This is a genomic window from Sinorhizobium sp. NFACC03 (assembly GCF_900103435.1).
Lineage (GTDB): Bacteria > Pseudomonadota > Alphaproteobacteria > Rhizobiales > Rhizobiaceae > Ensifer.
On the sequence record NZ_FMXF01000028.1, the window covers coordinates 1 to 23,813 of the forward strand.

Sequence of the window (23,813 nt, forward strand, 5' to 3'; positions counted from 1 at the left end):
GGATGTTCTCTACCGAGCAAGCCCGCGTCAAACTCGCCAAAGCCTATCCAAACCCAACCGCCAAAGAGTCATAACCTCTGTGCAGTGGTACTAGTTGGTTGCATTCCTTCTCTGGTCCGCTGCACGTCAAAGTCGATTCTTCGCGCGGCCATACTTGCTATCAGGTCGAAACTGAACTAAGTTTACGAAACTAAGTTCGAGGTAGGGCCATGCACACTGTTAATATTCACGAGGCGAAAACTCATTTGTCCCGGCTCATTGAGAAAGCAGCGAAAGGCGAGTCCTTTATCATCGCCAAAGCGGGCAAGCCGATGGTGAAGGTCGTCGCGGTCGAGGCCCCTGCCGCCGACGAAACTCGTCGCGTCGGATTCATGGCGGGGCAGTTTTCTGTACCGGAAGACTTCGATCGCATGGGTGGCGAAGACATCGAGAAACTGTTTGGCGGCGAATGATGAAACTCCTGCTGGATACGCATCTTCTGCTTTGGGCAGCGGTAGAGCCTGGGAAGCTGCCGCCCGCCGCTCTGGCTGAAATCGAGAATACCGACAATGTTTTGCTGTTTAGCGCGGCGAGTCTTTGGGAGGTGGCCATCAAGCGTGGGCTTGGCCGCGCCGATTTTACCGTGGATCCTCGCCTACTTCGCCGCGGTCTCATTGATAACGGCTACCAAGAGCTCCCAATCACCAGCGAACACGCGGTAGCGGTGGATGGACTGCCAGCGATCCATAAGGACCCTTTTGATCGGATTTTAGTCGCTCAATCGATCGTGGAAGGTGTCACCCTGTTGACTGTCGATGAACTGGTCGGACAATATCCAGCCCCAATCCGCTGTATGCAAAAGTAGCTCGAAATCCCCTGCGAGAAATTGACGCTCGCGCCGGCGAGACCTGTTCGTGCCAACTTCCGCCAAATGTTGAGCTACACCAGCATCACTCTGCAGAGCGCTGACTACGGCTTCAATCTTTCGGAGGAGACAAGAAGCTGCTGCTCGAAGAAAAGCGGGAGGGCGCGTCGCGCCCCTCACGGCGCAGGACGCAGCGGCCTTCTCCGAGTTCAAGGCTTCCGCCTCGAAGAAGAGCGACTGATCTATGCTGCTGACGCGGCTCTTGCAGGGGTGGTGGAGCTGTTCGGCAAATGGGAAGTGATCTCTCCCGCTTCCGTCGCCTGACTCCGACCGGGCGCGCCTCGCTTTGTCCGCAGATTCGATGCTGCCAGAATCTGACAGTGCCCTTCTGTATAGTTTTTTCATTCACAGAACGGATCGAGGGATGATCGATGTTGGCGCAGGATTGGTTTGCAGTGGGCGGAGAACAGAAAACACGCGATCGCAGCTACTGGATCGGCGCGGTTTCCGGCGATGATGGAGAGCATGCTCTGGAAGGCGGCTTCTCGCAGTTTGGCCACGGCAAAGTGCAGCCGCTGACGCGGATGAAGGCGGGCGACGGTTTCGTCTGCTATTCACCGAACGCGGCCTACCGCGAGAAAGGGGGTCTCGCGTGCTTTGCCGCCATTGGTGTGGTCAAGAAGCGTCCGCCCCACTTCTTTGCAATGGGTGGAGCCGCGCCGCATCGCGGCGATATCGATTGGGCCGACAGTATGGAGGCTCCCGTCCGTCCGTGGCTCGACAGCCTAGAATTTGCCGAGGGCAATCGAAACTGGGATCAGAAACTTCGTTTCGGTCATCTCGCCATCAGCGAACATGATTTCCGCGTGATCGCGCGGGCGATGCGTGCCGACCTTGGTGGCGTTTTCCCAAGGGTGGCCGAATACCGCCGGCAAGCCTGGGCGTGATTGCAGCCCGCGGGTCGAAAACTTGACCCGCGGGCGATATTTTCGCGCGCGGCGAAGGATGTTAGTTCTCCGGGAGATAACGCGTTTCGGGCTATCCACGAGAGACAAGATCGAATGGGCGGAATGGGACTTGCGGATACGGAGGTTCATATCCGTCGCTTGCAGCGCGGGTTTTCCCCGCCGGTCATTCCGGAGGTGTTCTCCGGCGATACGCGCTTGGTCGGCCGTTGGCGCAACGAGCCCTTCGAGTACCACCTGCCACCACTGAAGGATCATATTCTCGCGGCGAAGCATGCAGGCGACGGGACTGCTTCGCTGAAGGTTGGTCGTCAGACGATCACCGCGCCGGCACTAGCCGGCACCATCACTTTTGCGCCCAGGGGTCACGAAGGACTTTGGCGCGCGGATGGTGCCGTCGAAGTGTCGAATATCTTTCTGGGGCACCAGCGCCTGCTTGCCTGCGCGGATCAGGTTGGGAATGGTCGTGAGCCCGAGCTTCTCGACCGCGTGAATTTCAGCGATCCCAAACTGTTTACGATCATGTCCTTGATTAACGACGAGATCAGTACCGGTGACGCGGTATCGCACCTGTTCATCGAGCAGCTTCTCGATCTTGTCTGTCTCCAGCTTCTGCGCGGGCACGCCGCAATGTCCGTGCCCCTCGCCCCCGGACCACGGCGTGGCCTTTCGGCCTGGCAGATCAAGCGTGTCACCACCTACATGCGTGACAATCTCACCAAGGATATTCGGCTTCAGGAGCTGGCGGATCTCGTGAATCTCAGCCGCTTTCATTTTTGTACCGCTTTTCGTATGGCGACCGGGCACACGCCCTATGTCTGGCTGACACGGCAGCGCATCGCCCACGCCAAGGCGCTGCTTGCGGACCGGACGCTGCGCATCACCGATATCGCTCTTGTCGTCGGCTATGAAACGCAATCGGCCTTCGCTTCGAGCTTTCGCAAAGTGACAGGCCTCACCCCGAGCGAGTTTCGCCGTCGGCTTTGACCTCGACTGCGACCGGGCCGGCGCTCCCGTGCGCCGGCGTCCTCGACCGCCGCAACTTTCAAGCAGGATCGAAAGATCGCAACAGTAACGCCGTCGTTCGACGCCTATCTTCTGTACGGTGAGGCAGGAGAGTGTTTCCGACATGGTCGAAAATAGATCAGAATCCTATGTGCAAGGTCCGGTGCTGTCGCGCCGGGAAGCGCTTCTGGCAGGTGCCGGAACCGTGGCGCTGGCAGCGCTGCCGTCTCAGTCGGCGGCAGCGACAGGTTCTCCGGCGAAGGAGGTAAGCCCCATGACCCTGACCATGACCGTGAACGGTGACGTCCACGTGATGAACGTCGATTCAAGACAATCCATACTCGATGTCTTGCGTGAGACGCTCGATCTGACCGGCACCAAGAAGGGGTGCAACCAGGGCGCCTGCGGCGCCTGCACGGTGCTTGTCGACGGCGAGCGCATCGTCTCCTGTCTCACACTGGCATGCATGCATGACGGCGCCCGGATCGAAACGATCGAAGGGCTTGAGAAAGATGGCGTGCTGCATCCGCTCCAGGAAGCCTTCGTGGCGCATGAGGGCTTGCAATGCGGCTTCTGCACGCCGGGGCAGATCATGTCGGGCCTCGGCTGCATCGCTGAAGGCCATGCAGGCTCAACGGACGAAATCCGTTTCTGGATGAGCGGCAATATCTGTCGTTGCGGCGCCTATCCCGGCATCGTCGCGGCCGTCGCCGACGCGGCAGGGAGGGGCTGAGCCATGTTGCCCTTCACGATGGAAAAAGCCCGAAGCGCCGAAGAGGCGATTGCCGCGGCCGCTGGCGGCGCGCGCTATATTGCCGGCGGCACCACGCTAATCGACCTGATGCGCGAAGAGGTCGAACGCCCGGAACGGCTCGTCGACATCAACGCGCTACCGCTTGGCGGCATCCGCGTCGAAGGCGACGACCTCGTCATCGGCGCGCTGGCTCGCATGTCCGAAGTCGCGGCCGACCGCAACGTCCAACGGCTGCAGCCATTGATCGCCGAAAGCTTGATTGAGGGCGCCTCGCCGCAACTGCGCAACATGGCGTCGATGGGCGGCAACATGCTGCAACGGGTGCGCTGTCCCTATTTCCGCATGCTGGACGCCGGCTGCAACAAGCGCACGCCCGGCTCCGGCTGCGCCGCCATCGACGGATTGAACGCCGGTCACGCGATCCTCGGCACCAGCGAGCACTGCGTTGCGACGCATCCCTCCGACGTCGCCGTTGCTCTGGTGGCGCTCGATGCGACGATGCGAGTGCGGGGACCTGAGGGCGAACGCAACTTTCCGATCGAAGAACTCTTCCGGCTACCCGGAGCTACGCCGCATCTCGAGCACACGCTGCTGCCCGGTGAGTTGATCGTCGAACTGCGTGTGCCCGGAGGGCCGTACAGTCGCGGTGCGCGCTATCTCAAGGTTCGTGACCGCGCCTCGTATGAATTTGCCCTCGTTTCGGCTGCCGCTGCACTTTCGGTCGAAGACGGGGTGATCCGCGAGGCTCGCCTTGCCGTCGGCGGCGTCGGGACGAGACCCTGGCGCCTGCGCGATTGCGAGGCCGCATTGATCGGCAAGCGGCCGGAACGGCAGGCATTCGAGGCTGCGGCACAGCTGGCAACACAGGGCGCGCGGCCGTTGCAGCACAATCACTTCAAGGTCGAACTCTTGCCGCGGACGATCGTCCGGGCACTCGAAATGGCAGGAGAAGTCGCATGAGCGTCAATACCATCGGAAAACCAATGACCCGTGTCGACGGCCGGGCCAAGGTTACGGGTCGGGCGCGCTATGCCGCCGATTTCAACCAGCCGGGTCAACTCTACGCGGTGATCGTCAGTTCAACTATCGGCCTTGGCCGCGTCACGCGATTTCAGACTGCCGAGGTCGAGCGCATGCCCGGCGTCGTCGCCGTCATCACGCACCGCAACGCCGAGAAGCTGCCTTATCTCCCGCACAAGGCCGGCATCGACCCCGCCACCGGCGAGCGGCTGCACGTCTTGCAGGACGATGCCGTGCGCTTCTACGGCCAGCCTGTCGCGCTCGTCGTTGCCGACACGCTCGATCACGCCGAGCGCGCCGCCGCAGCGCTCCGCGTGACCTATGAGGCGCGGCCGCCGATCGTCGACCCGATGGATCCGAAGGCGGAGAGCATTGTCCCCGATACACGCGGGCGCGTGTCTCCCGATCGGGCGCGCGGCGACGCCGACAAAGCGGTGGCAGGAGCGCCTGTCACCCTCGATGCCACCTATGAGATGGCGCGGGAAAACCACAATCCGATGGAGCCACACGCAACCATCGCCGCCTGGAGCGGCGACCGGCTGACGCTGTGGAGCAAGAGCCAGTATCTCGTCAACGAGCAGGCGGAGATCGCCGCAGTCTTCGGCATGCCGGTCGAAAACATCGAAGTGATCTGTCCCTTTATCGGCGGTGCCTTTGGAACGAGCCTCAGGACATGGCCGCATGTGACGCTGGCGGCGCTGGCCGCGCGCCATGTCGGCAGGCCGGTGAAGCTGGTGCTCACCCGCAAGCAGATGTTCTTCACCACCGGCCACCGGCCGCGCACGCTTCAGCGCGTGGCGCTCGGCGCCACCAACGACGGCAAGCTCACCGGCGTCGTTCACGAAGGCACGGGGGAAACGAGCCGTTATGAACAGTTCATGGAAGCGCTGACGGCGGTCACGGATTACCTCTATTCCTGCCCGAACGTGCGCACCCAGTACCGGCTGACCGAACTCGACACCGGCACACCCAATCACATGCGCGGGCCGGGAGAGGCGAGCGGCATCTTCGCGCTCGAAAGCGCGATGGACGAGCTGTCCTACAAGCTCGGCATCGACCCGATCGAGCTTCGGCGCCGCAACGAGCCCGAGAAGGACGAAGCGGAAAACAAACCGTTCTCGAGCCGCTCGCTGATGCAATGTTACGCGCTCGGTGCCGAGCGTTTCGGCTGGGCCCGGCGCACGCCCGAACCGTGCTCGATGCGTGACGGGCGGCTGCTGATCGGCATGGGCGCGGCTACCGCCACCTACCCGGCGTTCCACGCGGCGGCGAACGCCCGGGTGCGGCTGCTTGCCGACGGCACGGTCGAGGTCGAGGCGGCGGCCAGCGACATGGGGCCGGGGACCTATACGTCCATGACCCAGGTTGCCGCCGAGACGCTTGGGCTGCCACCGGAACGCATCCGCTTCCGGCTCGGCCGGTCAAGCTACCCCCAGACCCCATCGCATGGTGGTTCCTGGACCATGGCTTCGGTCGGGTCGGCCATCCAGGCGGCTTGCATCGAGGCGCAGGCGCAGGTCGCGCGTCTCGCCACGGCCGATTCTGCGTCGCCGCTCTACAATGTCGCGGCCGGGGAACTCGAGTGGAGCGACGGGCGGCTGCGGCGCCGCGGCGAAACGACGGGCATCAGCTATCGCGAGATCGTCGCCAAAGCCGGCGCGCCGATCGAGGCTGACGGTTCGGCCCAGCGCGATCCTGAGGTTGCCGAGCGCTATTCGATGCATTCCTTCGGTGCCGTCTTTGCCGAGGTCGCTGTCGATCCGGATGTCGGCACCATCCGGGTGCGCCGCATCGTCGGCGCCTATGGCATAGGTCGGGTCGTCAATCCGTTGCTCGCCCGTAGCCAGTGCACCGGCGGCATGATCGGCGGCATGGGCATGGCCCTGATGGAACGCACGGTTCTGGATAGCCGTGATGGCCGGCCGGTCAATGCCCATATGGCCGACTACCTCATGCCGGTGAACCTCGACATACCGCAGCTTGAAGCGCATTTCGTCGACGAGGTCGACCCGCATGTCAACGCCCTCGGCGTGAAAGGCCTCGGCGAGATCGCCCTGGTCGGAACGGCGCCAGCCATCGCCAATGCGGTGTTCCATGCGACGGGGACGCGCGTACGTTCGCTGCCGATCCACATCGAGGACGTGTTGACGGCGTAAGATTGCTTCTCTGCGCGGCGGTACCGGCACTGAAACCTGGTGCCGCCGCGTATGCAAGGAGGCGTCAGTTCGATGGCGCCCGATCGTAAATGCTCTCGGATGGCTCTTCGACGGAGCGGGCGGCGACGCTGGCATACATGCCCGTTGTGCGGAACTCGGTCGGGCTCAGCCCGAAGGATCGGCGGAACACTTTGGCGAAATAGTTGGGGTCTTCGAAGCCTGAGAGGATCGCCACCTCCTTGACTGGCAGGCTCGCCGTCTTCGTCAAAAGCTTCACGGCACGCTGCAATCGCTTCTGCAGCACGTATTCGGCCGGCGCCATGCCTTCGCTGGCGGCAAAGACGCGGGAGAAATGCGCCCGGCTCAAGCCCGAGACGCGCGCCAGTTCCTCAACCGGAAGCGGGCTCTGCAGATTGTTCATGATGTGGTCGACGACACGGTGCATCGTCCGGTGCTCGTGGCTGAACACCGGGTGCGAGCCGAAAACGTCGTCATAAAGCGCCATCGCCGCCTCGTAGGCGATCGCCGAAGCCCGCCCCGGCGTCTCGCCGCCGCGGATCAGCCGCAGGCTGCAATCGGCCAGATGCTCGATCGTTTCCGGCTGCAGCTTCAAAACAGGGCCGGTGACGGCGAGGATCGCGCGATGGACGCGCAAGGCTTCGTCGCCGTTCATCGAGATCCAGAAAAACTCCCAGCGCCCGCCGTCTTCCAGCCAGTAGCGATGATTGTGCGGCACGAGCAAGAGCAGCGTTTCGCCTTCGCGCACCCGATAGCTCCGGTTCTCGTAGCGCAGGTTTCCAGCACCCGCGATCGTGTGCTGCAGCACGGTGAACGGGGTGTTGCCGCGCTTCCTCCCGTCCCAGTCATAGGTGGCATTGGTGCGGATTTCATAGCCGGTGCTGGTCGGCATCGTGTGCAGGCTCTGACGTCCCCGCGGCAGCGAAACCGTTCGCATGATCGGGCCGTTATCGATCAAATCTTGCAGCATAAAATTACCCATGAAAGCACAATACCGCTCTGGCGGGGTCGGCGATTATACACATAATGACGGCCAATCGCGCAACAGTCGGCTCTTGTAATCGAATGGAAAGACGGATCCGCGGTCAGGTTGCACAGGCGGCGGGTCAGGAATTTTGAATTAATTTTACCCTTCGCTTGAGAGCACGCAGTCCAGGAGGAGTGAGAAGGGCATGGCAACATTCAAGATCGCCATCATCGGCGCCGGCAGCATCGGCTTCACCAAGAAGCTCTTTACCGACATTCTCGCCGTGCCGGAACTGCGTGATATCGAAGTGGCGCTGACCGACCTCAGTGCCCGCAATCTGGAGATGATCAAGGCGATCCTCGACCGGATCGTCGAGGTCAACCGCCTGCCGACGAAGGTGACGGCGACGACCGATCGGCTGAAGGCGCTGGAAGGTGCGCGCTACATCATCAGCTGCGTTCGCGTCGGCGGCCTCGAAGCCTATGCCGACGACATCCGCATTCCGCTGAAATACGGCGTCGACCAATGCGTCGGCGATACGATCTGCGCCGGCGGCATCCTCTACGGCCAGCGCAACATTCCGGTTATTCTCGATTTCTGCAAGGATATCCGCGCGGTCGCAGAACCGGGTGCGAAGTTCTTGAACTATGCCAACCCGATGGCGATGAACACCTGGGCGGCGATCGAATATGGCAAGGTCGACACGGTCGGTCTCTGCCACGGCGTCCAGCACGGCGGCGAGCAGATCGCCGAGATCCTCGGCGCCGGCGAGGGCGAACTCGATTACATCTGCTCCGGTATCAACCACCAGACCTGGTTCGTCGACGTCAGGCTCAAGGGCCGCAGAATAGGCAAGGACGAACTCATCGCCGCCTTCGAGGCGCACCCGGTGTTTTCGCAACAGGAGAAGCTCCGCATCGACGTGTTGAAGCGCTTCGGCGTCTACTCGACCGAGAGCAACGGCCATCTCTCCGAATATCTTCCCTGGTACCGCAAGCGCCCGGAAGAGATCAGCCGATGGATCGACATGTCGGACTGGATCCACGGCGAAACCGGCGGCTATCTCAGGTATTCGACGGAAACCCGTAACTGGTTCGAGACCGAGTTTCCGCAATTCCTGGAAGCCGCCGGAAAACCGCTCGATCACCAGAAGCGCTCGAACGAACATGCGAGCCACATTCTGGAAGCGCTTGAGACGGGGCGTGTCTATCGCGGCCACTTCAACGTCAAGAATTCAGGTGTCATTACCAACCTGCCGGCTGATGCGATCATCGAATCCCCCGGCTTCGTCGACCGCTTCGGCATCAACATGGTCTCCGGCATCACGCTTCCGGAAGCCTGCGCCGCCACCTGCCTCGCATCGATCAATGTCCAGCGGATGTCGGTGCATGCGGCCGTGACCGGCGATCTCGACCTTCTGAAGCTCGCAATGCTGCACGATCCGCTGGTCGGTGCGATCTGCACGCCTGAGGAAGTCTGGCAGATGGTCGACGAGATGGTGGTCGCTCAAGGTCAGTGGCTGCCGCAATACGCCCACGCCATCGACGGCGCGAACGAGCGCCTGAGCCGCGCCACCGTCAAAACGCGCGAGTGGAACGGCGCCGCCCGACGCCAGGTGCGCTCGCTCGACGAACTGCGTGCCGAGCGCCAGGCGGCCCGCGCCGCCGGCTGACCGATTGCAGCGCATGCCCGCGTGAGGAGACGCGGGCTGCGCTGCCACAACTGCATACTTTCAAGGAGGAGGCCACGCTTCGGCGCGGCGAAAAGAGGGAGAATCTGAGCCAATGACCAGCCACAGACTGACGAAAATGGCGAGCCTGCTGCTCGTCGGCATCTCGACCTTCGCCCTTCAGGCGGCGGCCTCCGATCCATCAGTCGTGCCCGAGCAGCCGCCATTCCCGGCCCAGGGCAAGATCACCTATGTGCCGCGCGACTCGATTGCCGAGTTCAAGGCGCTGCCGGAGTACAAGGAGCCGGCCTGGGTCACCGAAAAATACGTCAAGGCCGGCAAGCTGCCGCCGGTTGTCGAGCGCCTGCCGAAGGAGCCGATGGTCTTCAAGACCGGCAACATGCCCGATGGCGTCGGCGTCTATGGCGACACGCTGCGCCACGTCATCGGCGGCCGTCCGGAGGGCTGGAACTACTCGGCCGGCCAGAGCCAGGGCTGGGGCGGCATTGATATCGGCATGTCCGAATGCCTGACCCGCACCGCACCGCTCTTCCAGGTGGAAGCGAACGACGTCGAGCCGCTGCCGAACCTTGCCAGGAGCTGGGACTGGTCTGCCGACGGCCACAAGCTGACAATGCATCTCGTCGAGGGTGCGAAATGGTCGGACGGCGACCTCTTCGACGCCGATGACGTGATGTTCTACTGGGACGACAATATCCTCGACCCGAATGTATCTCCGCTGAACGGCGCGACGCCCGAGACCTTCGGCGTCGGAACGACGCTGAAAAAGATCGACCAGTACACGGTCGAATGGACCTTCAAGGAGGCCTTCCCGCGCCAGCACCTCTATGCCATGGCCTATGGCACCTTCTGCCCGGGCCCGTCGCATATCCTCAAAGCCAAGCATCCGAAGTATGCCGGCACGACCTACGACCAGTACAAGAACGCCTTCCCGCCGGAATACATGAACATCCCCGTCATGGGCGCCTGGGTGCCGGTCGCCTACCGTGCTGACGATATCATCGTGCTGCGCCGCAACCCCTACTACTGGAAGGTGGACGAGAACGGCAACCAGCTCCCTTACATCAACGAGCTGCACTACAAGCTCTCGACCTGGGCCGACCGCGACGTGCAGGCGATCGCCGGCTCCGCCGATCTCTCCAACCTCGAGCAGCCGGAAAACTTCGTCGAATCTCTGAAGCGCGCTGCCCAGGATACGGCACCCGCGCGCCTTGCCTTCGGCCCGCGCCTCATCGGCTACAATCTGCACATGAACTTCTCGGCCAATGGCTGGGGCGAACCGGACGAACGGGCCCAGGCCGTGCGCGAGCTCAACCGCAACGAGGATTTCCGCAAGGCGGTGACCATGGCGGTGGATCGCAAGAAGCTCGGCGAGGCGCTGGTGAAGGGTCCGTTCACGGCGATCTATCCGGGCGGACTTTCCTCCGGCACCAGCTTCTATGACCGGGAGTCGACCGTCTATTATCCCTTTGACCTCGATGGCGCGAAGGCTCTGCTCGAAAAAGCTGGCCTGAAAGACACCGACGGCAACGGCTTCGTCAACTTCCCGGCCGACAAGGCCGGTGGGCAAGACGTCGAGATCGTGCTTCTTATCGACAACAGCTATGCGACCGACCGCAACCTCGCCGAAGGCATCATCGGGCAGATGGAGAAGCTCGGTCTTCGGGTCGTGCTGAATTCCCTCGACGGCAAACAGCGCGATGCGACCAACTATGCCGGCCGCTTCGACTGGATGGTTCACCGAAACGGGCCGGAATATGCGTCTGTCGTGCAGAACACGCCGCAGCTTGGCGCAACGGGTCCACGCACCAGCTGGCACCACCGCGCACCTGAGGGCGGTGAGGTCGATCTGATGCCGTTCGAGAAGGAGCTTGTCGACACCATCAACAAGTTCATCGCCAGCAACGACAATGCCGAGCGCGTCGCACTGATGAAGCAATATCAGAAGATCGCGACGACGAACCTCGATACGATCGGGCTTACCGAATATCCGGGGGCGCTGATCATCAACAAGCGCTTCGCCAACGTTCCGACGGGGGCGCCGATCTTCATGTTCAACTGGGCGGAAGACACGATCATGCGCGAGCGCCTGTATGTGCCCGCTGACAAGCAAGGTGACTTCGAACTCTTTGCCGAGCAGCTCCCGGGCAAGCCCGGCGAGAAGGGTCTCAGCAACTGATGTAGGGCCGCTCCTCCGGCCCGTCGCCGGGGGAGCGCTCCGTCACCCCAACCGACAGAAGGAAACGGCATGTTCAGGTTTCTGCTTGTCCGCATCGCCTCTGCCATTCCGGTGCTGCTTGTCTTGAGCGTCGCGACGTTCGCCATCATCCAGGCTCCGCCCGGAGACTACAGCGATTACATCCGCTCGCAGCTGATCAACCAGGGCGGCGCATCCTATGAGGAGGCGGAAGCCCAGGCGCAGGCCTATCGCAAGGAGCATGGGCTCGATCGGCCGATGGCGGTGCAATACGTCAACTGGATGACCGGCATTCTGACGCGCGGTGATTTCGGCCACAGCCTCTATTACAACAAGCCGGTTGCCGATGTCGTCGGCGAACGCCTGCCGCGCACGCTGGCGCTGGCGCTCGTCTGCCACATTCTCGCGTCGGTGATCGGCATTTCCTTCGGCATCATCGCTGCGACCCGGCAATATTCCTGGATCGACAGCCTGCTTTCGACGGTTGCCTTTCTCGGCATGACGGTGCCGCGCTTCCTGATGGCGCTGATCATCGTCTATATCCTCGTCTTCCACTTCAATGTCAGCGAAATCAACAGCTTCCATTCGGCCCGCTACGGTGGCGCGCCCTGGTCGTGGGACAAATTCGTCGATCTGGTCAAACATGTCTGGCCGGTCGTGGCGATCGCCACCTTCGGCGGCCTTGCCTACAATATGCGGGTGATGCGCGGCAATCTGCTCGACACGCTGAACGCGCAATATGTCGAGACGGCGCGAGCGAAGGGCTTGAGCGAAGGGGCCGTGGTCATGCGCCACGCGGTTCCGAACGCCCTGCACCCGCTGATCATGTATCAGGGCGTCGTGTTGCCCTATATGCTGACGGGCGAGATCGAGACCGCGATCATCTTCGCGCTGCCGACCGTCGGTCCCGCCATCGTCGGCTCCATGTGGGTGGGCGACGTCTATGTCACTGCCACCTTCATGTTGGTGCTGTCGGCCACGCTGATCCTCGGCAACATCATCGCCGACATGCTGCTCGCAGCACTTGATCCGCGCGTGCGTCTCGGAGGAGCCCCGGCATGACCGTCGAGATTGAGACGACCCTTCCGCTCGCCATCGAGCCCAAGAACGAGCAGCACAATGAAAGCTACCAGGCGCTCGTCTGGCGGCGGCTGAAGCGCTCCTGGACGGGCATGCTCGGGCTGGTCCTCGTCGGTCTGCTGATCTTCATGGCGGTCTTTGCCGACTTCCTGTCGCCGGTCGATCCGAAGGCAACCGGTGTCGCCTTCGCGCCGCCGCAGGCGATCAGCTTTGCCGACAAGGACGGCAACTTCGTCTTCCCGCCGCGCAGCTACCCGCTGAGCGAGGGCACGGAGCTTGACCCGATCACCTTTCAGCCGATCATCGGCCCCGATTACGACAACCCGCAGATCCTCGGGTTCTTCGTCAAGGGCACGCCCTACCGCCTCTTCGGCCTGATCCCGGCCGAGCGGCATCTCTTTGGCGCGATCGATGGCTCGCCGGTGCATCTGCTCGGAACCGACAAGTTCGGCCGCGACGTGCTCTCGCGAATTCTCGTCGGATCGCGCATCTCGCTGATGATCGCGCTGATCGTGGTATCGATCGTGACCTTCGTCGGCACCACCGTCGGCATGGCGTCGGGTTACTTTGGTGGCCGCTTCGACGTCTGGACCCAGCGCTTCGTCGAGCTGGTGCTCGCCTTCCCGCAACTGCCGCTCTATCTGGCGCTGACGTCGCTGATCCCGGTGACGGCGCCGACCAATGTCTTTCTCGCCTTCGTCATCATCGTCATGTCGGCGCTCGGCTGGGCGCAGATGTCACGAGAGGTGCGCGGCAAGACGCTGGCGCTTGCCCGCATCGACTATGTGCGGGCGGCGATCGCCGTCGGCGCCAGCGACCGGCGCATCATCTTTCAGCACATCCTGCCGAACGTGATGAGCCACGTGATCGTCGCGGTCACGCTTTCGATCCCGCAGGTGGTGCTCTTGGAATCCTTCCTCGGGTTCCTCGGCTTTGCCGTCAAGCCGCCGCTGATTTCCTGGGGGCTGATGCTGCAGGACACATCCACCTATTCCGTCATCGGGTCCTATCCCTGGATCCTGTCGCCCGTCGCCTTCGTGCTTGTCACGGTCTTCGCCTTTAATGCGCTTGGCGACGGTCTGCGCGACGCCATCGATCCCTATTGAGGAGGACGCTTCATGACTGAGACAATCGACGTCCTCGTAGCCGCGCCCGCCGAGCGCAAGGATCTTACCGAACGAAACGGCCGGCCGATCATCGACGCCCGCAATGTCGCTGTTCGTTTCAAGGTCGAACACGGCATGGTGGAGGCGGTGAAGGACGTGTCCTTCCAGCTCTACCGTGGCGAAACCATCGCCATTGTCGGCGAGTCCGGCTCGGGCAAATCGGTGACGGCGCGCAGCGTCATGGGGCTTCTCTCCAAGCGCGCCACCATCGCTCCGCAGTCGCGCATCGACTATGACGGCAAGGACGTGCTGAATTTCTCGCCACGTGAACGTCGCGCCTTGCGCGGCAATCGGCTGGCGATGATCTTCCAGGAGCCGATGAGTTCGTTGAACCCGGTCTATACGGTCGGCTCGCAGATCATCGAGGCGATCCGGGCGCACCGCAGGATCAGCCGCCGCGCGGCGATGGAGCGTGCACTGGAACTGCTGCGCCACGTGCGGATCCCGGACCCGGAACTGCGGCTGAATCAGTATCCGCACCAGCTTTCTGGCGGCCAGCGCCAGCGGGTGATGATCGCGATGGCGCTTGCCAACGATCCTGATGTGCTGATCGCCGACGAGCCGACAACGGCGCTCGACGTCACCGTTCAGGCACAGATCCTCAACCTGATCCGCGATCTGCAGCGCGAGCTCGGCATGGCGGTGATCCTGATCACCCATGACCTGACGGTCGTGCGGCAGTTCTCCGACTACGTCTATGTCATGCAATATGGCGAGGTGAAGGAGCACAACACCACCGCGGCACTCTTTGCCAACCCATCCCATCCTTACACGAAGCGGCTGCTCTCTTCGGAACCTTCGGGTGCCGCCAAGCCGCTGCCGCACAACGCGCCGACCATTCTTGACGGGCGGGACGTGAAGGTCTGCTTCACGTTGAAAAAGGGTGGCCTGTTTCGTCCGCAATTCTCCGAGCTGATCGCCGTCGACAAGCTGAGCCTGAACCTGCGCAGGCACGAGACGTTAGGGCTCGTCGGCGAATCCGGTTCCGGCAAGACGACCTTCGGCCAGGCGCTGATCCGTCTCATCAATGCCGATGGCGGCGAGGTCTTCTTTGACGGTATCCCGATCCACGACAAGGACCGGACCGCGATGCGGCCCTTGCGTTCGCGCATCCAGATCGTCTTTCAGGATCCCTTTGCCTCGCTCAATCCGCGCATGTCGATCGGCCAGATCATCGAGGAGGGGCTGGTCGTCAACGGCATCGGTCAAAACCGCAAGGAGCGGCTCGACCGGGTGGTGGACGCGCTCAGCGCCGCCGGCATGCCGGGCAACATCCTGGCACGTTTCCCGCATGAGTTCTCCGGCGGCCAGCGCCAGCGCATCGCGATCGCCAGGGCCATCGCGCTCGAGCCCGAATTCATCCTGCTCGACGAGCCGACCTCGGCGCTCGATCTCTCCGTCCAGGCCCAGATCATCGAGCTCCTGCGCAAGCTGCAGGACGAGCGGGGTCTCAGCTATCTCTTCATCTCCCATGACCTCAAGGTCGTGCGCGCGCTCTGCCACCGGGTGGTGGTGATGCAGCATGGCAAAATCGTCGAGGAGGGGCCGGTGAGCGAAATCCTTTCCAATCCCAAGACCGCCTACACCGAACGGCTCGTTAAAGCCGCCTTCGATGTGGCAGCATGACCACGAGAAAACAGAGGCAATCCATGACCAGACAACCCAAGATCACCTTCATCGGCGCTGGATCCACCGTCTTCATGAAGAACATCATCGGCGACGTGCTGCAGCGGCCGTCCCTGTCCGCCGCAACGATCGCGCTGATGGACGTCAACCCGCAGCGCCTTGGTGAAAGCGAGATCGTCGCCGGCAAGCTCGTGCGCACGCTCGGCGTCAAGGCCAAGATCGAGACCCATTCCAACCAACGCAAGGCGCTCGAAGGGGCTGACTTTGTCGTCGTCGCCTTCCAGATTGGTGGTTATGAGCCCTGCACGGTCACCGACTTCGAGGTGCCGAAGAAATACGGCCTGCGCCAGACGATCGCCGATACGCTCGGCGTCGGCGGCATCATGCGGGGTTTGCGCACCGTGCCGCATCTCTGGAAAATCTGCGAGGACATGCTCGAGGTCTGCCCCAACGCGATCCTGCTGCAATACGTCAACCCGATGGCGATCAACACCTGGGCGATCTCTGAGAAGTATCCGACGATCCGCCAGGTTGGCCTTTGCCATTCCGTCCAGGGCACGGCCTTCGAACTGGCGCGAGATCTCGATATCCCGGTGTCGGAGATCCGCTACCGCGCCGCAGGCATCAACCACATGGCCTTCTATTTGACGTTCGAACACAAGCAGGCCGACGGCAGCTTCCGCAATCTCTACCCGGATCTGGTGCGCGGCTACCGCGAGGGACGGTTTCCGAAGCCCAGCCACTGGAACCCGCGCTGCCCCAACAAGGTTCGCTATGAGATGCTGACGCGGCTCGGTTATTTCGTCACCGAAAGCTCGGAGCACTTTGCCGAATACACGCCCTATTTCATCAAGGACGGTCGTCCCGATCTGATCGAGAAATTCGGCATTCCGCTTGATGAATACCCGAAGCGCTGCGTCGAGCAGATCGAGCGCTGGAAGGGGCAGGCGGCGGCCTTCAAGGAAGCCGAGACGATCGAGGTGGCCGAGAGCCACGAATACGCGTCCTCAATCATGAACTCGGTCTGGACCGGCGAGCCGTCGGTGATCTACGGCAACCTCAGGAACAACGGCTGCATCACCTCGCTGCCGGAAAATTGCGCTGCGGAAGTTCCCTGCCTGGTCGACGCCTCCGGCATCCAGCCGACCTTCATCGGCGACCTGCCGCCGCAGCTGACGGCGCTGATCCGCACCAACATCAACGTGCAGGAATTGACGGTCCAGGCGCTGGTGACCGAAAACCGCGAGCACCTCTATCACGCCGCGATGATGGATCCGCACACGGCGGCCGAACTCGACCTCGAACAGATATGGGCGCTCGTCGACGATTTACTGGTCGCCCATCGCGACTGGATCCCGGAATGGGCGCGCGTGTCGAAGAAGGTCCAGGCGGCTTAGCTCTTTCTCCCGGCTAAGCTGCGATCGAGCCCCGGAACCCTGGTTCCGGGGCTTGTCCTTTCGCTTACCTGGGCGGCTTGGGCTAGCGGCAGCACGATGCGCATGCAGGCGCCGCCGGAAGCCGAGCGCGCAACGTCGACGCCGTGCAGGTGGACGATCCTCTGCACGAGGTTGAGGCCGAGGCCCGCACCCTTGCCGTTCCTCGTTGAGGCGCGTCTTGTCCGGTCCCGGTGGCAGCGAGGCGATGCGGGCGCCAAGGATGGCAACCGGCGTACGCAGTTCGTGCGCGGCCTGCGCCAGGAAGCGCTTGTGCCTTGAATAGCCGTCGTCGAGCCCGGCCTGGCGCGACAGTTTCGTGAGGTGGCGTTGCGGTAACGGGAGGGCGAAGCGGAACTGCGGCGATCTCGATGTCGACGTCGTCCGGCTGGCCTTGACCGATATCGTCGACCCGCCGGTGGCACGGCGGATCATGACGCTCCACAACAGGCTGACATTGGATGCGAAGGATGTCGATTTCCTGTCGGGCCTCGGCCGGCGGCTGCTTATCGAACATCCCGGATACCAGCGATTCCTGGACCGCATCGGGCGGGGCACCACGGATGGGCGTATCAGCGCCTTGTCGAACTGGCGCTCGCGCAATCTCAAATAACAGTAAATACTAATACAACCTCTCTGAATAAGGCTTTCGATGTGATAAACTCATCGCGGGAGCAACAGCCGGCTTAGGAGATGCCGGCCTCCGTTTCATCTCGCAGTTCAGTCGTTCGTGGATGTCGAGGCAGTGTCTCCACTATGCCGGACCAGGTCAGGCCGTCCGCAAAGTCGACCTTTGACCAGAAACTCGGATTGGGAGGTGTATGATGGTTCGCAAATTGTTTCTCATTTTGGCTGCCGCGGCGTCCGCGCTTGCGATCAACGGAGCCGCTTGGGCCGATTTCACGGTCCTCGTGCCATCGAGCAGCGAGGGGGATGGCCTTAGGGCTGCTGCCGACGACTACTCGAAGATGAAGGGCACGAAGGTGGAGATCGTGCAGGCGCCCTATGCCAACGTCTTCGAACAGGGCGCCAATGCAGGGGCAACCAAATCCGGCGTATTCGACATTATCCTGATGGATGACCCGTGGATTCCGTTCTTCGCCGAGAACGGACATCTCGAGGATTTGACGCCATACTTCAAGAAAGCGGGCCTGGAGGGGCCGGACACCGACTTCCTGTCGAAGTCGCTGGCGATCTGCCGCAACCCTTACAATACCGGTCCCTATGTTTGCCTGCCCTACGTGGGAAACGCCCAGATGTTCTTCTATGATGCCGCCAAGTACAAGGAAGCCGGCGTCGACGCTCCCAAGACCTGGGATGACGTCTTGAAGGCGGGCCAGGCCCTGACCAAGGACGGCGGCGGCCGCTATTTCGGTTATGTCTTCCGCGGCGGTCAGGGTAACCCCGTGGTGGCCGACTTCATGCCGATCTTCTGGTCCTACGGCGCCGATATGTTCAACGAGGATCGCACAAAGGTGACGATCGACACGCCGGAAGGCGCGGCGGCGATGAAGACCTTCATGGCGCTCCGCGACGTTTCGCCAAAGGGGATCGAGAGCTACAACGCCAACGAAGTGGGTACGGCGCTGGCCGCTGGTACCGCCGCCTCGTCTATCAACTGGCCGAACTGGGTCGCGACCTTCGAGGATCCGAGCCAATCGAAAATGGTCGGCAAGATATCCTACAGCCCGATTCCGGCGGGCACGAAACCGGGCAGCTCGGAAATCGGCCATTGGACCATGGGCATCATGTCGGCGTCAAAGAACAAGCAGGAAGCCTTCGATTTCATGCTGTGGGCAACCTCGCCGGAGCAGATCAAGATCTCCGCCGAGCGCGGCAACCCACCGGTGCGGACCTCGGTCTTCACCGACCCGGCACTGACCAAGCAGGAGAAATTCCGCCATTACCCGGTGCTGATGGAGGCGATCCAGGCTTCGACGCCACGGCCGCGCCATCCAAAGTGGCCGGAGATCGAAAATGCCTTCGGCATCGAGCTTTCCAAGGTGGTCGCGGGCACGATCACGCCCGAGGAAGCGCTGAAGAACTCACAGGCAGCGGTCGAAGAAATCACCGGCCTCAAATAGGCGGACGCATATATCGGCGGGGCCACAGACCCTACTCTCGCGGCCGCACCGGCATCGGTCCGGTGGGGGCGCACTTGAGGTCTGTATATGGACAGCGCCTGCGGGAGAAATCGATGTTGAAGCCCGGCAAAGGCATACCGACGGCGTCGTTCCGAGTGGGTGGCGCGCTTGAGCATTGGACCGAGCGGCACCTGCGCTACCTGATGCTGGCGCCGACCATGCTCATCCTTCTGGCGCTGACGATCTTCCCCAGCCTCTACATGTTCTATGCGGCGGTCCACAAGATCAGCCCCAATCCCGACCTGCCCTGGCAATTCGTCGGTGCAGGCAATTTTGCGCGGCTCTTGACCGATGCACAATTTCACGCCGCGCTGCGCAACACTGCGGTCTTTACCATCGTTTCCGTGTCAGTGGAGTTCGTGCTCGGACTCGGCCTGGCGCTGCTTCTTGATCGGTTCATTCGCCGGCTCACCTTCTTGAAGACTGTGCTGATGATCCCGATGATGCTGCCGCCAATCGCCGTCGCGATCACCTGGAAGATCATCTACGAGCCACAGTTTGGCGTGCTGAACGAGATCATGTACCGACTCGGCCTTCCACTGCAGGCCTGGGCGGGCGACGTGAACCTCGCGATGTTTTCGATCATCGTTGCCGACGTCTGGCAATGGACGCCTTTCATCTTCCTTCTGATGCTGGCGGGGCTGGCAAGTCTCCCGGTCGAGCCCTACGAGGCGGCCGCGCTCGATGGCGCCTCGTCCTGGCGGCAGTTCTGGGATCTGACGCTGCCGTTCCTCAAGCCGGTGATCGCCATTGCCTTGTTGCTGCGCGTCATGGATGCGCTGCGCCTTTTCGATCTCGTCTTCATCCTGACGGGAGGAGGTCCCGCCGATCGCACCAAGGTCCTGAGCCTCTATATCTACCAGGTCGCCTACCGCTTCGCCGATCCCGGCTACGCGGCGGCGATATCGCTGTTCGTGCTGTTCGTGACGATCGTTCTCAGCACCTGGTTCATGAAACGCATGCGGCTGGCGGATTGACGATATGGCGACGACGACCCTCCCCACACGCAGCCGCACCAGAGAATGGCTCATCCGCCTGTTCGCCTATCTGGCGATCCTCGTCGCCTTGGTGTTCACGCTTTTTCCGATCTATTGGATCGCCGCGAACTCGTTCAAGTTCGACATCGATATCTTCGCCGTGCCGCCAGAATGGCTGCCGCGCAACCCGACATTGAAGCACTATGACGAAGCCTTCATTCAGCGACCGTTCCTGCGTTACGCGCTGAACAGCTTCCTCGTCGCGGCTGGCACGACCATCGTTTCCGTGGTTTTTGGTACGATGGCGGGTTATGCGCTGGCGCGCTTCAGCTATCCCTGGCAATGGCGCAAGCAGATTTCCTTCTGGATACTGTCGACGCGGATGATGCCGCCGATCGTCAGCATCATTCCGCTCTACCTGTTCTTCAACTACTTCGACATGCTGAACACGAAGTCGGCGCTGATCATCGCCTACACGGCCTTCAACCTGCCGTTCGCCACCTGGATGATGAAGAGCTATTTCCAGGACCTGCCGGTCGAACTGGAAGAGGCGGCGATCGTCGACGGCGACACGCGCTGGGGCGCATTTCTCCATGTCGCTTTGCCGCTCGCCAGGCCCGGGCTCGCGGCGACGGCCATCTTCTGCCTGATCATCTCCTGGAACGAGTTCCTGCTTTCCCTGATCATCACGCTCACCGAGCAGTCGCAGACGCTGCCGATCGGCATCGCCGGGCGGGTGACGCAGTACAAGACCTATTGGGGGGAAATCAGCGCCGCCGGCTTCATGGCCTGTGTGCCGATCGTCATATTCGCTTTCATCGTTCAGAAGCATCTCGTCCGGGGGCTGTCTCTCGGGGCGGTCAAGGGGTGAAACGATGGCGTCCGTCACGTTCAACAACGTCTCCAAGAAGTTCGGCGAATTCGTCGCGGTGGCCGACTTCAATCTGGAGGTTCGGGACAAGGAGTTCCTGGTTCTGCTCGGGCCTTCCGGCTGCGGCAAGACCACGACGATGCGCATGGTTGCCGGTCTCGAGGAGGCGACATCGGGTGACATCTTCATCGACGCCGAGCGCATCAATGGCGTGCTGCCGAAATACCGCGACGTGGCGATGGTTTTCCAGTCCTATGCGCTCTATCCGCACCTGACCGTCGAGGAGAACATCGGCTACCCGCTTAGGATCCGCAAAGTGCCTGAGGAGGAACGCAAACAACGTATCGCCGAGGTTGCCCGGCGGGTGGAACTCGAGACCATGCTCTCCCGCCTTCCGAAGGAGCTCTCCGGCGGCCAGCGCCAGCGCGTCGCGCTCGCCCGTGCGATCGTGCGCACGCCGCGCGTCTTTCTCATGGATGAGCCACTCTCCAATCTCGACGCCAAGCTGCGCACCCAGATGCGCTCGGAGCTGAAACATCTTCAGCACGAGTTGCAGGTCACGACGATCTACGTCACGCACGACCAGATCGAGGCGATGACGCTGGCGCACCGGGTGGCGGTCATGAACAAGGGTGTGATCGAGCAACTGGGGACGCCGCGGGAAATCTACAGCAATCCGCGCACGCTCTTCGTCGCCGGCTTCATCGGCTCTCCGCCGATGAACCTCATCCCGGGGGAGGCACGCGACGGAGTGTTCACAAGTGCCGGCTTCAGGGTCGGAGGGCTCGGCCGGGCGACTGTTCCCCGCGCCGTCCTCGGTGTTCGCCCGGAAGATGTCCAGGCAACGAACGCCGCAGACCCCGATGTCAATCTGGTTGCGCCGATCTATTCGGTCGAGCTCACCGGCGAGAACACGCTGGTCAGCCTGCGGCTCGGCGCTCAATTGCTGACCTTGCGTGCAGACAAGAATTTCGCCGGCCAGATCGACCAGCCGATCGGCATCAAGGTCGTGGTCGACCGGGTGTTTCTGTTCGATGGCGAGTCTCAGCGTCGTGTCGATTTCTAATCTCCGGGTGGCGGCCGCAGTCGTCGCGATCACGTTTGCGGCAGGGTCAGCCGTCGCTGATGACGGCCCGATCACCAGCAATCCGCTCGTCGATATTCCCGCCGGCACTTTCGTCTTCGGTCGCGATAATGGCCCGGACAACGAACGTCCGCGCCAACTGGTGCTGGGCCACGCCTTTGCCATCAACCGCACCGAAATCACAAATCGTCAATATCAGGACTTCGTGGCTGCAACGGGTCATCGTCCTGCGTTCTATGCCGGTCACCCGCTTCTTGGTTTGGACGATCATCCTGTCGTCGGTGTAAGCTGGGCGGATGCCGATGTCTTTTGCCGTCACTACGGCCTCACCCTTCCGTCGGAGCAGCAATATGAAAGAGCGGCGCGCGGAACCGAGGGACAGGCGTTCCCTTGGGGCATGGCGCCGGCGGACGATCGACGCGTCAATGCCGGGGCGACGATTTGTTGTTCCGGCGATGCGAGCGACGGCTATCCGATGACCGCGCCGGCGATATCGTTTGCCGCCGGCGCGAGCGGCGAGGGGGTGCTCAATCTCATCGGCAATGTCTGGGAATGGACCAGCGATCTCTATGCGCACCATGAACCCAAGGGAGCCATGGGTGGCAGATCGTATCGCGTACTGCGCGGCGGGGCCTGGAACAGCGATCCCGCGCATCTTACCACAACCTATCGTTTGGCCTATGATCCCAGCTTCCGGTTCTCGGCCAATGGCGGTTTTCGATGCGTCCGTTCCGGCAGATGACGACCCTCGTCGCCTTTTTGCTTCTGGCAGCAGGTGCCGCTGCCGAGCCGAAGGTCGCGCCAGGCTATCGGCTCGAAAGCGTCAGCAAAACCGGCGCCGCCTTCGCCGGCCTTTCTCGCGATGGCGAGGCTCTGCTCGTCACCGATCTCGCCAGTGGCCGGCTCTATCGCCGCATGCCGGGCGGCGATTTCGATGCGTTCGGTCCAATCTTTCCCCATGGGCTCGATGTGATCGGCGATCCGACTGGTCCCTATCGCGTGTTTCGCGCCGGTGACAAACTGATCGTCGCCCAAGGCTGGACGCCGGCAAACGGCGATGAGGGATACTATGACCATGCGCTCATCGCGATCGACGGTACCGGCAGACGCCATGTTATCAGCGCCGATTTCTGGAACCCGTTCGACCTTGTCGCCGTCGAGGATGCTTATTACGTCGTCGACTCCGCGCGCAACAGTATCGAGCGTCTTGGGGTCGATGGCCGCAAGCAGACGATCATGAGCTTCCGCCGCCTGCAGCAACAGGCGACCGCGTTGGAGACGCTCTCGCCGACGGAGTTCAAGGGTGAAGACAGCTACGAAGTCGACGCCGTGCCGACCGGTATCGCGCTTCGCGAGGGGCGCCTCTATGTCGCGCTGTTCGGCGGCTTTCCCTTCCTCGCCGCTGCCGGAAAGGTCGTTTCGATGGCCGAGAAAGGCGATCGCACGGAGGTGCGGCCGGACGTTGAGGGCCTGAACGCACCGGTCGCCATCGCCTTCGACGACGAAGGACAGATGCTCATCCTCGAACACGGCCTATACGACCAGCAGCAAGGGTTCCGGTCAGGAAGCGGCCGGCTGTTGCGGCTTGACAAGGCGACGGGCCGCCGCGAGACGGTTGTCAGTGGGTTGACGCGACCGGTCTCCATCCTCGTCTGGGATGTGAGGCAGATCGTCATCTCCGAACTTGGCGGCACGCTCCTCTTCCTGACGCGCGAGGAGAGGCGCTGACGTCGCAGTTGCCGGGGCTGACTATCGTGACCTCATGCAGCAAATCAAAGTGCTACAGCGACCTTGCGCGTCTGATAAGACGCGCTGC

The 23,813-nt window shown here is 62.2% G+C and carries 22 protein-coding genes; 20 read left to right on the plus strand and 2 right to left on the minus strand.

Annotated features, from left to right (window positions below; genetic code table 11):
• Nucleotides 1-209: 209 nt before the first annotated feature.
• The 7 genes from BLU35_RS26885 (at nt 210) to BLU35_RS26920 (ending at nt 6,744) form a co-directional block, all read left to right on the plus strand.
• Entirely contained in the window at nt 210-452 is a 243-nt protein-coding gene (locus BLU35_RS26885) for a type II toxin-antitoxin system Phd/YefM family antitoxin (protein WP_093235227.1), read from the plus strand.
• Nucleotides 452-844 carry a type II toxin-antitoxin system VapC family toxin gene (locus BLU35_RS26890; protein ID WP_093235287.1) on the plus strand — a complete coding sequence of 131 codons (393 nt, stop codon included), beginning with the start codon at nt 452-454 and terminating at the stop codon, nt 842-844. The genes BLU35_RS26885 and BLU35_RS26890 overlap by 1 nt, the downstream gene beginning before the upstream one ends.
• 431 nt (nt 845-1,275) lie before the next feature.
• Nucleotides 1,276-1,791 carry an EVE domain-containing protein gene (locus BLU35_RS26900; RefSeq protein WP_093235229.1) on the plus strand — a complete coding sequence of 172 codons (516 nt, stop codon included), beginning with the start codon at nt 1,276-1,278 and terminating at the stop codon, nt 1,789-1,791.
• A 123-nt stretch (nt 1,792-1,914) separates the two neighbouring features.
• On the plus strand, nt 1,915-2,796 hold the full coding sequence (locus BLU35_RS26905; RefSeq protein ID WP_286161645.1) for an AraC family transcriptional regulator: 882 nt from the start codon (nt 1,915-1,917) through the stop codon (nt 2,794-2,796).
• A 142-nt stretch (nt 2,797-2,938) separates the two neighbouring features.
• Entirely contained in the window at nt 2,939-3,547 is a 609-nt protein-coding gene (locus tag BLU35_RS26910) for a (2Fe-2S)-binding protein (protein ID WP_093235231.1), read from the plus strand.
• A gap of 3 nt (nt 3,548-3,550) precedes the next feature.
• Complete coding sequence (locus BLU35_RS26915) at nt 3,551-4,528, plus strand: FAD binding domain-containing protein (RefSeq protein WP_093235232.1); 978 nt, start codon at nt 3,551-3,553, stop codon at nt 4,526-4,528.
• Nucleotides 4,525-6,744 carry a xanthine dehydrogenase family protein molybdopterin-binding subunit gene (locus BLU35_RS26920; protein ID WP_093235233.1) on the plus strand — a complete coding sequence of 740 codons (2,220 nt, stop codon included), beginning with the start codon at nt 4,525-4,527 and terminating at the stop codon, nt 6,742-6,744. Before BLU35_RS26915 ends, BLU35_RS26920 begins: the two co-directional genes overlap by 4 nt.
• Before the next feature lie 64 nt (nt 6,745-6,808).
• Here the strand turns inward: BLU35_RS26920 and BLU35_RS26925 are convergent, their stop codons facing one another.
• Entirely contained in the window at nt 6,809-7,744 is a 936-nt protein-coding gene (locus tag BLU35_RS26925; protein ID WP_093235234.1) for an AraC family transcriptional regulator, read from the minus strand.
• Nucleotides 7,745-7,934: 190 nt separating this feature from the next.
• On the opposite strand from BLU35_RS26925, the gene BLU35_RS26930 reads away from it, so the two are divergent.
• The 6 genes from BLU35_RS26930 (at nt 7,935) to BLU35_RS26955 (ending at nt 16,885) form a co-directional block, all read left to right on the plus strand.
• On the plus strand, nt 7,935-9,401 hold the full coding sequence (locus BLU35_RS26930; protein ID WP_093235235.1) for an alpha-glucosidase/alpha-galactosidase: 1,467 nt from the start codon (nt 7,935-7,937) through the stop codon (nt 9,399-9,401).
• Nucleotides 9,402-9,513: 112 nt separating this feature from the next.
• Complete coding sequence (locus BLU35_RS26935) at nt 9,514-11,598, plus strand: ABC transporter substrate-binding protein (protein WP_093235236.1); 2,085 nt, start codon at nt 9,514-9,516, stop codon at nt 11,596-11,598.
• A 69-nt stretch (nt 11,599-11,667) separates the two neighbouring features.
• Nucleotides 11,668-12,678 (plus strand): ABC transporter permease, encoded by a 1,011-nt coding sequence (locus tag BLU35_RS26940; protein WP_093235237.1) that lies wholly within the window; start codon nt 11,668-11,670, stop codon nt 12,676-12,678.
• Nucleotides 12,675-13,802: an ABC transporter permease gene (locus BLU35_RS26945; protein ID WP_093235238.1), complete on the plus strand. Its 1,128-nt coding sequence runs from the start codon at nt 12,675-12,677 to the stop codon at nt 13,800-13,802. Before BLU35_RS26940 ends, BLU35_RS26945 begins: the two co-directional genes overlap by 4 nt.
• Nucleotides 13,803-13,814: 12 nt before the next feature.
• Nucleotides 13,815-15,488, plus strand: a complete 1,674-nt coding sequence (locus tag BLU35_RS26950) for an ABC transporter ATP-binding protein (RefSeq protein ID WP_093235239.1) — start codon at nt 13,815-13,817, stop codon at nt 15,486-15,488.
• A 23-nt stretch (nt 15,489-15,511) separates the two neighbouring features.
• Nucleotides 15,512-16,885: an alpha-glucosidase/alpha-galactosidase gene (locus tag BLU35_RS26955; RefSeq protein WP_093235240.1), complete on the plus strand. Its 1,374-nt coding sequence runs from the start codon at nt 15,512-15,514 to the stop codon at nt 16,883-16,885.
• Here BLU35_RS26955 and BLU35_RS36760 read toward each other — a convergent pair.
• Entirely contained in the window at nt 16,882-17,052 is a 171-nt protein-coding gene (locus BLU35_RS36760; RefSeq protein ID WP_353615051.1) for a hypothetical protein, read from the minus strand. The two genes, BLU35_RS26955 and BLU35_RS36760, sit on opposite strands and share 4 nt — an antisense overlap.
• 263 nt (nt 17,053-17,315) lie before the next feature.
• On the opposite strand from BLU35_RS36760, the gene BLU35_RS35775 reads away from it, so the two are divergent.
• From BLU35_RS35775 to BLU35_RS26995, 7 genes are all read left to right on the plus strand, one after another.
• Nucleotides 17,316-17,534, plus strand: a complete 219-nt coding sequence (locus BLU35_RS35775) for a hypothetical protein (RefSeq protein WP_113476139.1) — start codon at nt 17,316-17,318, stop codon at nt 17,532-17,534.
• 211 nt (nt 17,535-17,745) lie between these two features.
• The gene (locus BLU35_RS26970) at nt 17,746-19,005 is read left to right on the plus strand and encodes an ABC transporter substrate-binding protein (RefSeq protein WP_093235243.1); all 1,260 of its coding nucleotides are present in this window, start codon (nt 17,746-17,748) and stop codon (nt 19,003-19,005) included.
• Nucleotides 19,006-19,118: 113 nt separating this feature from the next.
• The gene (locus BLU35_RS26975) at nt 19,119-20,042 is read left to right on the plus strand and encodes a carbohydrate ABC transporter permease (RefSeq protein ID WP_093235244.1); all 924 of its coding nucleotides are present in this window, start codon (nt 19,119-19,121) and stop codon (nt 20,040-20,042) included.
• Nucleotides 20,043-20,046: 4 nt separating this feature from the next.
• Nucleotides 20,047-20,913, plus strand: coding sequence for a carbohydrate ABC transporter permease (locus BLU35_RS26980; RefSeq protein WP_093235245.1), 867 nt, complete (start codon nt 20,047-20,049; stop codon nt 20,911-20,913).
• 4 nt (nt 20,914-20,917) lie between these two features.
• Nucleotides 20,918-21,979: an ABC transporter ATP-binding protein gene (locus tag BLU35_RS26985; protein WP_093235246.1), complete on the plus strand. Its 1,062-nt coding sequence runs from the start codon at nt 20,918-20,920 to the stop codon at nt 21,977-21,979.
• On the plus strand, nt 21,948-22,739 hold the full coding sequence (locus tag BLU35_RS26990; protein ID WP_093235247.1) for a formylglycine-generating enzyme family protein: 792 nt from the start codon (nt 21,948-21,950) through the stop codon (nt 22,737-22,739). The genes BLU35_RS26985 and BLU35_RS26990 overlap by 32 nt, the downstream gene beginning before the upstream one ends.
• A complete protein-coding gene (locus tag BLU35_RS26995; RefSeq protein ID WP_093235248.1) occupies nt 22,718-23,725 on the plus strand; it encodes a ScyD/ScyE family protein in 1,008 nt (335 codons plus the stop codon). The genes BLU35_RS26990 and BLU35_RS26995 overlap by 22 nt, the downstream gene beginning before the upstream one ends.
• The last annotated feature ends 88 nt before the right edge of the window (nt 23,726-23,813 follow it).